9 protein-coding genes are annotated in these 12,993 nt (G+C 65.6%); all 9 read left to right on the top strand.

All coding sequences use genetic code 11. The annotated features are described in order from the left end of the window. Positions 1–11 precede the first annotated feature (11 nt). The 9 genes from AAHB16_RS01415 (at position 12) to AAHB16_RS01375 (ending at position 12,699) form a co-directional block, all read left to right on the top strand. Positions 12–1,322: a homoserine dehydrogenase gene (locus tag AAHB16_RS01415; protein WP_150372047.1), complete on the top strand. Its 1,311-nt coding sequence runs from the start codon at positions 12–14 to the stop codon at positions 1,320–1,322. Positions 1,323–1,342: 20 nt separating this feature from the next. Continuing rightward, positions 1,343–2,788 carry a threonine synthase gene (thrC, locus tag AAHB16_RS01410; RefSeq protein WP_150372046.1) on the top strand — a complete coding sequence of 482 codons (1,446 nt, stop codon included), beginning with the start codon at positions 1,343–1,345 and terminating at the stop codon, positions 2,786–2,788. An 83-nt stretch (positions 2,789–2,871) separates the two neighbouring features. Then, on the top strand, positions 2,872–4,065 hold the full coding sequence (locus tag AAHB16_RS01405; protein ID WP_342050016.1) for a molybdopterin molybdotransferase MoeA: 1,194 nt from the start codon (positions 2,872–2,874) through the stop codon (positions 4,063–4,065). A gap of 5 nt (positions 4,066–4,070) precedes the next feature. Beyond that, the gene (gene moaD, locus AAHB16_RS01400; protein ID WP_150372044.1) at positions 4,071–4,328 is read left to right on the top strand and encodes a molybdopterin converting factor subunit 1; all 258 of its coding nucleotides are present in this window, start codon (positions 4,071–4,073) and stop codon (positions 4,326–4,328) included. A gap of 2 nt (positions 4,329–4,330) precedes the next feature. Beyond that, positions 4,331–4,807, top strand: a complete 477-nt coding sequence (gene moaE / locus AAHB16_RS01395; protein WP_150372043.1) for a molybdopterin synthase catalytic subunit MoaE — start codon at positions 4,331–4,333, stop codon at positions 4,805–4,807. 9 nt (positions 4,808–4,816) lie between these two features. Beyond that, the gene (crcB, locus tag AAHB16_RS01390; RefSeq protein WP_342049849.1) at positions 4,817–5,197 is read left to right on the top strand and encodes a fluoride efflux transporter CrcB; all 381 of its coding nucleotides are present in this window, start codon (positions 4,817–4,819) and stop codon (positions 5,195–5,197) included. A 107-nt stretch (positions 5,198–5,304) separates the two neighbouring features. Further along, entirely contained in the window at positions 5,305–7,443 is a 2,139-nt protein-coding gene (locus AAHB16_RS01385) for a 3-hydroxybutyrate oligomer hydrolase family protein (protein WP_342049848.1), read from the top strand. 201 nt (positions 7,444–7,644) lie between these two features. Beyond that, positions 7,645–10,233 (top strand): ATP-dependent chaperone ClpB, encoded by a 2,589-nt coding sequence (gene clpB / locus AAHB16_RS01380; protein WP_150372040.1) that lies wholly within the window; start codon positions 7,645–7,647, stop codon positions 10,231–10,233. A gap of 228 nt (positions 10,234–10,461) precedes the next feature. Next, positions 10,462–12,699: an NADP-dependent isocitrate dehydrogenase gene (locus AAHB16_RS01375; RefSeq protein ID WP_150372039.1), complete on the top strand. Its 2,238-nt coding sequence runs from the start codon at positions 10,462–10,464 to the stop codon at positions 12,697–12,699. Positions 12,700–12,993: the final 294 nt, after the last annotated feature.

Raw genomic sequence — 12,993 nt, 5'->3', positions numbered from 1 at the left:
GTCAGACGTCCATGAATCCCATCAAAGTAGGCCTGCTCGGCATCGGTACCGTCGGTAGCGGCACGTTCAACGTGCTCAAGCGCAATCAGGAAGAAATTCGTCGCCGCGCAGGCCGCGGCATCGAGATTGCGATGGTGGCGGACCTCAACACCGAGCGCGCGAAGGAGCTGACCGGTGGGGAAGTGGAGGTCGTGAACGACGCGAACCTCGTGGTCGCGCATCCGGACATCGATATCGTCGTCGAGCTGATCGGCGGTTACGGCATCGCGCGCGAGCTCGTGCTCAAGGCGATCGAGAACGGCAAGCACGTGGTCACCGCCAACAAGGCGCTGCTGGCCGTGCATGGCAACGAGATCTTCGAAGCCGCGCGCCGCAAGGGTGTGATCGTTGCGTTCGAGGCTGCGGTGGCGGGCGGTATCCCCATCATCAAGGCGCTGCGCGAAGGCCTGACGGCCAACCGCATCCAGTGGATCGCCGGCATCATCAACGGCACCACGAACTTCATCCTCTCGGAAATGCGCGAGAAGGGCCTGGACTTCGACGTCGTGCTCAAGGAAGCGCAGCAGCTCGGCTATGCCGAAGCCGATCCGACGTTCGACATCGAGGGCGTGGACGCCGCGCACAAGGTCACGCTGATGAGCGCGATCGCGTTCGGCATGCCCGTGCAGTTCGACAAGGCGCACGTGGAAGGCATCACGAAGCTGTCGGCCGTCGATATCCGCTATGCCGAGGAACTCGGCTACCGCATCAAGCTGCTCGGTATCACGCGCCGCCGCGAAGAGGGCGTGGAGCTGCGCGTGCATCCGACGCTGGTGCCGGCCTCGCGCCTGATCGCCAACGTGGAGGGCGCGATGAACGCCGTGCTCGTGCAGGCCGATGCCGTGGGCACGACGCTGTACTACGGCAAGGGTGCCGGCGCCGAGCCGACCGCCTCGGCCGTGATTGCCGACCTCGTGGACGTGACGCGCCTGCACACGGCCGATCCGAATCATCGCGTGCCGCACCTCGCATTCCAGCCCGACGAGCTGTCGACGGTGCCCGTGCTGCCGATCGAGGAAGTCACGAGCTCGTACTATCTGCGCATGCGCGTGTCCGACGAGACCGGCGTGCTGGCCGAGATCACGCGTATCCTGGCGGAAGCGGGGATCTCGATCGACGCCATGCTGCAGAAGGAATCGCGCGTGGGCGAGCCGCAGACCGACATCATCATCCTTACGCACCTGACGCGCGAGAAGCAGATCAATGCGGCCATCGCGCGCATCGAGTCGCTGGCCACCGTGCTGTCCCCGGTGACGCGCCTGCGCATGGAAGAACTGAACTGACGCCCCAGCCGTATCGAAACATGAACTATCAGTCGACGCGCGGCCACGATGTGCCGCAAACGTTCTCAGAGATCCTGCTGGGTGGCCTTGCGCCGGACGGCGGGCTCTATCTGCCGAAGCAATATCCGCAGGTCACCGCCGACGAACTCGAAGCGTGGCGCAAGCTGCCGTACGCCGATCTGGCCTACGAGGTGCTGCGCAAGTTCTGCGACGACATTCCGGAAGACGACCTGCGCGCGCTGACGCGCAAGACCTACACCGCCAGCGTGTACAGCAATGCGCGCGCGGGCGACAACACCGCCGATATCACGCCGCTGCGCACGCTCGGCGAGGAAGGCGGCACGAAGCTGCAGCTGCTGGGGCTGTCCAACGGGCCGACGCTCGCGTTCAAGGACATGGCGATGCAGCTGCTGGGCAACCTGTTCGAGTACGCGCTCGGCCGGGCCGGCAAGGAACTGAATATCCTCGGCGCGACGTCGGGCGATACCGGCAGCGCGGCCGAGTATGCGATGCGCGGCAAGCGCGGCATTCGCGTGTTCATGCTGAGCCCGCATCGCAAGATGAGCGCGTTCCAGACCGCGCAGATGTTCAGCCTGCAGGACCCGAACATCTTCAACCTCGCGGTGGAAGGCGTGTTCGACGATTGCCAGGACATCGTGAAGGCAGTGTCGAACGACCTCGACTACAAGGCGCGCCAGCGTATCGGCACGGTCAACTCGATCAACTGGGCGCGGGTCGTGGCGCAGGTGGTCTATTACTTCAAGGGCTGGCTGCTCGCGACCACGGGTCCGGGGCAGAAGGTCTCGTTCTCCGTGCCGTCGGGCAACTTCGGCAATGTATGCGCGGGGCATATCGCGCGCATGATGGGGTTGCCGATCGACAAGCTCGTGGTGGCGACCAACGAGAACGACGTGCTGGACGAATTCTTCCGTACGGGCACGTATCGCGTGCGCAAGTCGGCGGAGACGTATCACACGTCGAGCCCGAGCATGGATATCTCGAAGGCTTCGAACTTCGAGCGCTTCGTGTTCGATCTGCTCGGCCAGGACGCGGGCAAGCTCGCGGCGCTGTTCCGCGACGTGGATACCAAGGGTGGGTTCGATCTGTCGGGCACGCCCGAGTTCGCGCGGATTCGCGAGTTCGGGTTCGTGTCGGGGCGCAGCACGCACGACGACCGTCTGGCGACGATTCGCGGGGTCAGCGAGCGCTATGGCATCACGATCGATACGCATACGGCGGATGGCGTGAAGGTGGCGCGCGAGCATCTGGCGCCGGGGGTGCCGATGGTGGTGCTGGAGACGGCGCTGCCCGCCAAGTTCGCGGAAACGATCCGCGAGGCACTGGGCCACGAGCCGGAACGCCCGCCCGCGTTCGAGGGAATCGAGGCGCTGCCGCAGCGGTTCGAGGTGATGCCGAACGATGCGTCGAAGGTGAAGGCTTATATCGCTGGACATACGGGGCTGTAAGCAAGTCGCTACAATCAGGTCTGCTACGCATGTCGCGCGTTCTCGCAGACCTAACCATGACTCAAGCTTCCCCCCGTCCCCCGATGCTCACGCTGGTGCAGGCGCTCGACGCGCTGATGGCCGGCGCGAGGCAGATTGCCGATACCGAGACCATCGACACGCTGACGGCCAATGGCCGTGTGCTGGCGGCGCCCGTGACGAGCGCGCTGCGTGTGCCGCCGGCCGACAATACCGCGATGGATGGCTACGCCGTGCGCGCCACCGACGTGACCGCCGCCGGTGTCCGGTTGCCCGTGTCGCAGCGCATTCCGGCGGGCCACGTAGGTACGGAACTCGCGCCCGGTACCGCCGCGCGTATCTTCACCGGCGGACTGATTCCGCCCGGCGCCGATGCCGTCATCATGCAGGAGCAATGCGAAGCCGACGGCGATGGCGTCGTGATTCGCCATGTGCCGCGCGCGGGAGAATGGGTGCGCCGCGCGGGCGAGGATATCGAGGCCGGTAGCGTGATCCTGCCGGCGGGCACGCGGCTGACGCCGCAGGCCGTCGGTCTGGCGGCCTCTGTCGGGCAGGCGACGCTCGACGTCACGCGCCGCGTGCGCGTGGCGGTGTTCTTTACCGGCGACGAACTCGCGATGCCGGGCGAGCCGCTGAAGCCCGGCGCGATCTACAACTCCAACCGCTACACGCTGCGCGGCCTGCTCCAAAACCTCGGGTGCGAGGTGACCGACTTCGGCATCGTGCCCGATACGCTCGCGGCCACGCGCGACACGCTGCGCCGCGCGGCCGACGGCCACGACGTGATCATCACGTCCGGCGGCGTGTCGGTCGGCGACGAAGACCACGTGCGTCCGGCCGTGCAGGCGGAAGGGCGCCTCGACCTCTGGCAGATCGCGATCAAGCCGGGCAAGCCGCTGGCATTCGGTGCCGTGGGCGAGACGTTCTTCCTCGGGCTGCCGGGCAACCCCGTGTCGAGCTTCGTGACGTTCCTGCTGTTCGTGCGGCCGTTCCTGCTGCGCATGCAGGGCGTGCAGGACGTGGCCATGCGCCGCCTGCCGCTGCGCGCGGACTTCGACCTGCCGAAGGGCGACCGCCGCAACGAATTCCTGCGCGCGCGCCTCAATGCCGAGGGCGGACTCGAGCTGTTCCCGAACCAGAGCTCGGGCGTGCTGACGTCCACGGTATGGGGCGAAGGGCTGATCGACAATCCGCCCGACCATCCGATCCGGCGCGGCGACGTCGTGCCGTTCATTCCCTTCCAGGGCCTGCTGGACTGAACATCATGGATATCGAGCTTCGATTCTTCGCGAGCGTGAGAGAGCAGGTCGGGACCGGCGCGGAGCGCGTGGGTGTCCCCGCCGAGGTCACGACGGTCGGCGCGCTGCGCGCATGGCTGCGCACGCGCGGCGGTCAATGGGAAGAGGCGCTGGCCGAGGGCCGCGCGTTGCGCATGGCCGTCGATCATGCGGTGGCACGCGCCGATACGCCGCTGGCGGCCGGCTGCGAGGTCGCGTTCTTCCCCCCCGTGACCGGAGGCTGACCATGAGCGTGCGTGTCCAGCATGAGGACTTCGACCTCGGCGCGGAGGTCGCGGCGCTGCGTGCGGGCAATCCCGGCGTGGGCGCGGTCGCGAGCTTTATCGGCACCGTGCGCGACGTGAGCGAAGGCAGCAGCGTCAGCACGATGGAGCTCGAGCACTATCCGGGCATGACCGAGAAGGCGCTGGCCCGCATCGAGGCGGCGGCGCGCGAGCGGTGGGCCTTGCTCGGCGTGACGATCGTCCACCGCGTGGGGCTGCTGCAGCCGCTCGACCAGATCGTGCTGGTGGCGGTGGCCTCGGCCCATCGCGGCGAATCCTTTGCCGCGTGCGAATTCATCATGGACTATCTGAAGTCCGAGGCGCCGTTCTGGAAGAAGGAGGCAACGCCCGAGGGTGCGCGCTGGGTCGATGCGCGCGTGAGCGACGACGCGGCGCTGCGGCGCTGGGGGATCGAATCCTTCAATGCGGATCCGGACTGACAGGTGCCTATGACACCGTTGGGTTTCCTTGCCGTGGGTCTCGGCGCGGCGCTCGGCGCATGGCTGCGCTGGGGGTTCTCCGTCATGTGGAACGCGCTGAATCCCGCGCTGCCGTACGGCACGCTCGCCTCGAATCTCGTCGGCGGCTACCTCATCGGTGTGGCCGTGGCGTTTTTCCACGCGAACGCGGCGTTGCCGGCCGAATGGCGCCTGTTTGCGATTACGGGCTTTCTCGGCGGCCTGACCACGTTTTCGACGTTCTCGGCCGAGGTCGTCTCCAATCTGAACACCGGGGAATATGGCTGGGCGCTCGCCCATCTGCTGCTGCATCTCGGTGGCTCGCTGGCGCTGACCGCGCTCGGCATCTGGACTTACCGGGCGCTCGGGTAAGTCACTATCCTGCTCCGGCGCTCCCAGCGCCTACTATCTGGTGTTGTGCGTGTTTTTGTGTCGTCTGATTTGCCCCACAAAGCAGTTCAAGACAACGGAGACAGTTCATGCATGCGAGCCAGAAGCTGATCGCGCTAGCGGCCGGCACCATCGCCATTGCCGCCTGTGGCGGCTCCGACAACAACAATAATGGCGGAGGCGGTGGCGGGGGGACCAGCCAGAATCCGAACAACCGGCCCACGTTCGTGGTCGGGACCATCAACACGCTGTCCTACGACGGCAACACCGACGACCTGCTGACGGGCGGCCTGGGCAAGGACGGCATCGGCAGCGCCACGGCGCCGGTGCCGGCGGACCCCAACGCGCCGACCGCCGCCGAACTGCGGCGCTACGCCATCTGGAACAACTACCGTGCGATCGTCGACACCACGGCCAGCGGTGGCTACGGTTCGCTGTACGGTCCCAATGTCGATGCGCAGGGCAATATCACGAGCGGGCAGGGCAAGATCGCGGGCGTCGAGTATCTGGCGTTTGCCGACGACGGCACGGGCCTGCAGAACGTGACGCTGATGGCTCAGATTCCGGCGACGTTCGATCCGAATAATCCCTGCCTGATCTCGGCCACATCGTCGGGCTCGCGCGGCATCTACGGCGGCATTGCGGTAGCCGAGTGGGGGCTCAAGCGCGGCTGCGCGGTGGCATTCACGGACAAGGGCACGGGCGCCGCGCCGCACGACCTCGACACCGATACCGTGCCGCTGATCAATGGCACGCGCGCGGCCCGCGTGGGCGCGGGCAAGACTGCGCAGTTCGTCGCGCAGCCGGGCGCGCAGTCCCTCTCCGACTTTACCGCGGCCTTCCCGCACCGGCTTGCCTTCAAGCACGCGCACTCGAAGCAGAATCCCGAGAAAGACTGGGGCAATAACACGCTGCAGGCGATCGAGTTCGCGATCTGGGCCATCAACGACCGGTTCGGCGCGTTGGCCACCGATGGCACGCGGCAGGCCAGCATCGGCAAGGACAAGATCATCGTCATTGCCTCGGCGGTGTCCAACGGCGGCGGCGCGGCGATCGCCGCGGCCGAGCAGGACAGCTCGGGGCTGATCGATGGCGTGGCCGTCGGCGAGCCGAACCTGAACCTGCCGCCTACCGCGGGCGTGTCCGTCCGCCGCGGCGGTGTGTCGGTGCCCGCGTCGGGCAAGCATCTCTATGACTACACGACCACGGCGAACCTGATGCAGCTGTGCGCGAGCCAGGACGTGAATCTCGTCAATGCGCCGTTCCTCGCGGGGGTGCCGGCCGTGACCGCAGGCAATCGTTGCGCGGCGCTCGCGACCGCGGGCCTCGTGACCGGTGCCGATATCAGCGCGCGGTCCGCAAGCGCGCGCGCCGCGCTGCGGGCGGCCGGATGGGAAGCCGAGTCCGACGACCTCTATGCCTCGCTGTCGGGACTCGAGGTCGGCAGTTCGATCTCGGTCACCTATGCCAACGCCTATGCGCGCGCGAGCGTGACGGACCGGCTCTGCAACTACAGCTTTGCGGCGATCGGCGGCGGTGCGTCCACGCCCGTGCAGATTTCGCCGGCCGTGCTCAACGTGTTCTTCGCCACGGGCAATGGCGTGCCGCCGGGCGGCGGCGTGACGCTGATCAACGATGTCGCATCGGGTGGCCCGACGCGCGACTTCGTGTCGGTGTCGACGGGGAGCGGCGTGGCCGACGCGAACTTCCCGGGCGCCAAATGCCTGCGCGATCTGCTGACGGGTACGACCGCGCAGGCACTGGCGGTGCAGACGGGCATTTCGCAGACGTACCGCACGGGTAACCTGCGCGGCAAGCCCGCCATGATCGTGCACGGCCGCAGCGACGGCCTGCTGCCGGTCAACCATACGTCGCGCCCGTATCTGGGCTTCAATCGCGCGCAGGAGGGGGCCGCCAGCAAGCTCTCGTATATCGAGGTGGAGAACGGCCAGCACTTCGACGCGTTTATCGGCGCCATCGCCGGGTACGGCAACCGGTACATTCCGCTGCACCTGTACCTGAACCGCGCACTCGATGCCGTGTACGCGAACCTGCGCAGCAACCAGCCGCTGCCGCCGTCCCAGGTGGTGCGCACGACGCCGCGGGGCGGGCTCAACGGCACGCCGGCGCCGGCCATCACCGCGACGAACGTGCCGCCGATCTCGGCATCGCCGGGCCCGTCGAATACGATCTCGGTATCGGCGAACGTTGTCGATGTGCCGAATTGAGCATATTTGACGCGTGAACGTTTGTGATGTTTGAAGCATGACGCGCCGATCGCCTCTTTGGCATCGGCGCGTCTTGAAAAGACTACACGAAGCCCTATCTTTCGTTGAGTCAGTGTCCGGCACGGCATACGGAGCGTACGCGGCAAGACGTGCGCGTCCCGTCCCGCATCAGGACACACTCATCGAGAGAGAGGGTTCCACATGCGTCTAGATAAATTCACCACCCGGTTCCAGGAAGCGCTTTCCGACGCGCAAAGCCTGGCGCTGGGCAATGACAACCAGTACATCGAACCGCAGCATCTGCTGCGCGCGCTGCTCGCCCAGAACGACGGCGCGGCCCGCGCGCTGCTGTCGCGCGCCGGTGTCAACGTCAACGGCCTGCAGACCGCGCTGGATGCGGCCATCAAGCGGCTGCCGCAGGTCTCGGGCACCAACGAGGTCCAGATCGGGCGCGACCTCGTCAATCTGCTCAACGCCACCGAGAAAGAGGCGATCAAGCGCAATGACCAGTTCATCGCCAGCGAACTGTTCCTGCTCGCCGTCTCCGACGACAAGGGCGAGGCCGGGCGCATCGCGCGCGAGAACGGGCTCGTCCGCAAGTCGCTCGAGGCCGCGATCGTGGCCGTGCGCGGCGGCGACGGCGTCAACAGCGCCGATGCGGAATCGCAGCGCGAGGCGCTCAAGAAGTACACGGTCGATCTGACCGAGCGCGCGCGTTCGGGCAAGCTCGATCCCGTGATCGGCCGCGACGACGAGATTCGCCGCGCGATCCAGATCCTGCAGCGCCGCACCAAGAACAATCCGGTGCTGATCGGCGAGCCGGGCGTGGGCAAGACCGCGATCGTCGAAGGTCTCGCGCAGCGCATCGTCAACGGCGAAGTGCCGGAATCGCTGAAGAACAAGCGCGTGCTCGTGCTCGACATGGCGGGCCTGCTGGCCGGCGCCAAGTACCGCGGCGAGTTCGAGGAGCGGCTCAAGGCCGTGCTCGGCGACGTGGCCAAGGACGAAGGCCAGACGATCGTCTTCATCGACGAGATCCACACGATGGTCGGCGCGGGCAAGGCCGAGGGCGCGATCGATGCGGGCAACATGCTCAAGCCGGCGCTCGCGCGCGGCGAGCTGCATTGCATCGGCGCGACCACGCTCGACGAGTACCGCAAGTACATCGAGAAGGATGCCGCGCTCGAGCGCCGCTTCCAGAAGGTGCTCGTCGATGAGCCGAGCGTGGAAGCGACCATCGCGATCCTGCGCGGACTGCAGGAGAAGTACGAACTGCACCATGGCGTGGAGATCACCGACCCGGCCATCGTGGCCGCGGCCGAACTTTCGCACCGGTACATCACGGACCGCTTCCTGCCGGACAAGGCGATCGATCTGATCGACGAGGCGGGCGCGCGCATCAAGATGGAAATCGATTCCAAGCCGGAGGCGATGGACAAGCTCGAGCGCCGCACGATCCAGCTGAAGATCGAGCGCGAGGCCGTGAAGAAGGAAACCGACGAGGCGTCGCTGAAGCGGCTCGAGCTGATCGAGCAGGAGATCGCGCGCCTGGAGAAGGAATACGCGGACCTCGACGAGATCTGGCGCGCCGAGAAGGGTGCCGCCCAGGGCGCGGCCGCGCTCAAGGAAGAGATCGAACAGATTCGTCTGGAGATCACGCGGCTGCAGCGCGCGGGCAAGCTCGACAAGGTGGCGGAGCTGCAGTACGGCAAGCTGCCCGAACTCGAGGGCAAGCTGCAGGCGGCGAACAAGGCCGAGGCCAACGAGCAGAAGCAGCCGAACAAGCTGCTGCGCACGCAGGTCGGCGCCGAGGAAATCGCCGAGGTGGTGAGCCGCGCGACGGGCATTCCCGTGTCGAAGATGATGCAGGGCGAGCGCGAGAAGCTGCTGAAGATGGAAGACCGCCTGCATGCGCGCGTGGTCGGCCAGGACGAGGCCGTGCGCCTGGTGTCCGATGCGATTCGCCGTTCGCGCGCGGGTCTGGCGGACGAGAACAAGCCGTATGGCTCGTTCCTGTTCCTCGGGCCCACCGGCGTGGGCAAGACCGAGCTGTGCAAGGCGCTGGCCGAGTTCATGTTCGACTCGGAGGATCACCTGATTCGCATCGACATGAGCGAATTCATGGAGAAGCACAGCGTGAGCCGGCTGATCGGCGCGCCGCCGGGATACGTGGGCTACGAGGAAGGCGGTTATCTGACCGAGGCCGTACGCCGCAAGCCGTATTCGGTGGTGCTGCTCGATGAAGTCGAGAAGGCGCACCCGGACGTGTTCAACGTGCTGCTGCAGGTCCTCGACGATGGCCGTCTGACCGACGGGCAGGGCCGTACCGTGGATTTCAAGAACACGGTGATCGTCATGACCTCGAACCTGGGTTCGCAACTGATCCAGTCGATGTCGGGCGAGCCGCAGGACGTGGTGAAGGGCGCGGTCTGGCAGGAAGTGCGCACGCATTTCCGCCCCGAGTTCCTGAACCGGATCGACGAGGTGGTGGTGTTCCACGCGCTGGATCAGAAGAACATCGAGTCCATCGCGCGGATCCAGCTGCAACGCCTGCAGTCGCGTCTGGCTCGCATGGACATGACGCTCGATGTCAGCGAGGCGGCGCTGGCGCGTATCGCGAGCGCGGGGTACGACCCGGTGTTCGGGGCGCGTCCGCTCAAGCGCGCGATCCAGCAGCAGATCGAGAACCCGGTGGCGCGGGCGATTCTCGAGGGCAAGTTCGCCGCGAAGGACGTGGTTCCGGTGGACTTTACGGACGGCGAGTTCACGTTCGGCCGGTCGCTGCACTGATGCACTAAGGCTGGGCACCCCTTCCCCGACGGGGGAGGGGTGCAATTCACTTGCGTCGCAATGGCGTAAGAACGGGTCCAAATCCGTATTTTTCGGCGCATTTCGCAGAAAGCCGTCCCAATGCAATCCCCCCGAAAGCAAAATCAGGCAAAATTGCGGTCTGCCGCCCTGCATGCAAATGTGCGCGACGGCGATTTCTCAACCTGATTATTTATCGCGAGACATGCAATGAGTACCCAGCAGCCCACCATCATCTATACCCTGACCGACGAGGCCCCGCTGCTGGCGACCAGCGCCTTCCTGCCGATCATCCGTACATTCGCGGCGCCGGCCGGCGTGAACGTCGAGACGAGCGACATCTCGGTGGCGGGCCGCATCCTGGGCTTGTTTCCCGAATACCTGACCGAAGAGCAGCGCGTGCCGGACAACCTGGCCGAGCTGGGCCGCCTGACGCTGCTGCCGGACACGAACATCATCAAGCTGCCGAACATCAGCGCATCGGTGTTCCAGCTGACCAGCGCGATCAAGGAACTCCAGGCCAAGGGCTACAAGATTCCCGATTTCCCGGAAGATCCGAAGACCGACGAAGAAAAGGCGATTCGCCAGCGCTACCAGAAGGTGATCGGCAGCGCCGTGAACCCCGTGCTGCGCGAGGGCAACTCGGACCGCCGCGCACCGGCCGCCGTGAAGAACTTCGCGCGCAAGCACCCGCATTCGATGGGCAAGTGGAGCATGGCGTCGCGCACGCACGTGGCCCACATGAAGCATGGCGACTTCTACCATGGCGAGAAGTCGATGACGCTGGATCGCGCCCGCGACGTGAAGATGGAACTGGTCACGAAGAGTGGCAAGACCATCGTGCTGAAGCCGAAGGTTTCGCTGCTGGACGGCGAGATCATCGACAGCATGTTCATGAGCAAGAAGGCGCTGTGCGAATTCTATGAAGAGCAGATGGAAGACGCGCGCGAGACGGGCGTCATGTTCTCGCTGCACGTGAAGGCGACCATGATGAAGGTGTCGCACCCGATCGTGTTCGGCCACGCCGTCCGCATCTTCTACAAGGAAGCGTTCGAGAAGCACGGCAAGCTGTTCGACGAGCTGGGCATCAACGTGAACAACGGCCTGGTGGACCTGTACTCGAAGATCGAGTCGCTGCCGGAGTCGAAGAAAGAAGAAATCGTGCGCGACCTGCACGCCTGCCACGAGCATCGCCCGGAACTGGCGATGGTGGACTCGGCCAAGGGTATCTCGAACCTGCACGCGCCGAACGACGTGATCGTCGATGCGTCGATGCCCGCCATGATCCGTATCGGCGGCAAGATGTGGGGCGCCGACGGCCGTCCGAAGGACACCAAGGCCGTAATCCCGGAAAGCACGTTCGCACGGATTTATCAGGAAGTGATCAACTTCTGCAAGACCAACGGCGCGTTCGATCCGACGACCATGGGCACGGTGCCGAACGTGGGCCTGATGGCCCAGCAGGCCGAGGAATACGGCTCGCACGACAAGACCTTCGAAGTGGCGGAAGCCGGCGAAGCGCGCATTGTCGATCTGGCGACCGGTGAAGTGCTGCTGACGCAAAACGTGGAAGCCGGCGACATCTGGCGTATGTGCCAGGTCAAGGACGCACCGATCCGCGACTGGGTGAAGCTGGCCGTGACGCGCGCGCGCAACTCGAACACCCCCGTGGTGTTCTGGCTCGACCCGTACCGTCCGCACGAAGCTGAACTGATCAAGAAGGTGGAAACCTACCTGAAGGATCACGACACCAAGGGTCTGGACATCCAGATCATGTCGCAGGTTCGCGCCATGCGTTACACGCTCGAGCGCGTGATCCGCGGTCTGGACACGATCTCGGCCACGGGCAACATCCTGCGCGACTACCTGACCGACCTGTTCCCGATCATGGAACTGGGCACCAGCGCCAAGATGCTGTCGATCGTGCCGCTGATGGCCGGTGGCGGCATGTACGAAACGGGCGCCGGCGGTTCGGCACCGAAGCACGTGCAGCAGCTGGTCGAAGAGAACCACCTGCGCTGGGACTCGCTGGGCGAATTCCTGGCCCTGGCGGTTTCGCTCGAGGAGCTGGGCATCAAGACCGGCAACGAGCGCGCCAAGATCCTGGCCAAGACGCTCGACGCCGCGACCGGCAAGCTGCTGGACAACAACAAGAGCCCGTCGCCGAAGACCGGTCAGCTCGACAACCGTGGCAGCCAGTTCTACCTGGCCATGTACTGGGCCCAGGAACTCGCCGCGCAGACGCAGGATGCCGCGCTGGCCGAGACCTTCAAGCCGCTGGCCAAGACGCTGACGGAGAACGAGAAGACCATCGTGGGCGAACTCGCCGACGTGCAGGGCAAGCCCGTGGATATCGGCGGCTACTACCAGCCCGACGTCGCCAAGCTGGAAGCCGTGATGCGTCCGAGCAAGACGCTGAACGGCGCGCTGTCCGCAGTCAAAGGCTAAGCAGGGGCCGAACCTGAAAGCCTGAAGAAAGAAACTGTGGTATCCGGGCGACCCCAAGTGGGTGCCCGGTCGGCCCGTGTTCGATGCATGCACCGCCGCATGCGCCGCACACGGGCTTTTTTATTTCCGCTGCAGTGCACACGGCCCTGCGCATGGGCGCACCGGGACGGCATGCTGCAACGCGGTGCGGGCCGTTAAACACGCTGTAATAATCGGCCGCGCGATGGGCTTGTATATCGATATGCGTGTAGTACGCTGGACACAAATCCGATAAGAAACGAGCCCCTCACATCA

Origin of the sequence: Cupriavidus sp. OTU4054 (genome assembly GCF_038440175.1) — a bacterium.
Lineage (GTDB): Bacteria > Pseudomonadota > Gammaproteobacteria > Burkholderiales > Burkholderiaceae > Cupriavidus > Cupriavidus pauculus_D.
The sequence above is the reverse complement of the archived record's forward strand: the minus strand, read 5'-3'. Positions and strand labels throughout refer to the sequence as shown.

Bases quoted from the DNA above. Each gene is read 5' to 3' on its own strand.
- crcB (WP_342049849.1), top strand. From the start codon at position 4,817: ATGACACCGTTGGGTTTCCTTGCCGTGGGTCTCGGCGCGGCGCTCGGC.
- AAHB16_RS01415 (WP_150372047.1), top strand. From the start codon at position 12: ATGAATCCCATCAAAGTAGGCCTGCTCGGCATCGGTACCGTCGGTAGC.
- thrC (WP_150372046.1), top strand. From the start codon at position 1,343: ATGAACTATCAGTCGACGCGCGGCCACGATGTGCCGCAAACGTTCTCA.
- AAHB16_RS01385 (WP_342049848.1), top strand. From the start codon at position 5,305: ATGCATGCGAGCCAGAAGCTGATCGCGCTAGCGGCCGGCACCATCGCC.
- clpB (WP_150372040.1), top strand. From the start codon at position 7,645: ATGCGTCTAGATAAATTCACCACCCGGTTCCAGGAAGCGCTTTCCGAC.
- AAHB16_RS01405 (WP_342050016.1), top strand. From the start codon at position 2,872: ATGCTCACGCTGGTGCAGGCGCTCGACGCGCTGATGGCCGGCGCGAGG.
- moaD (WP_150372044.1), top strand. From the start codon at position 4,071: ATGGATATCGAGCTTCGATTCTTCGCGAGCGTGAGAGAGCAGGTCGGG.
- AAHB16_RS01375 (WP_150372039.1), top strand. From the start codon at position 10,462: ATGAGTACCCAGCAGCCCACCATCATCTATACCCTGACCGACGAGGCC.
- moaE (WP_150372043.1), top strand. From the start codon at position 4,331: ATGAGCGTGCGTGTCCAGCATGAGGACTTCGACCTCGGCGCGGAGGTC.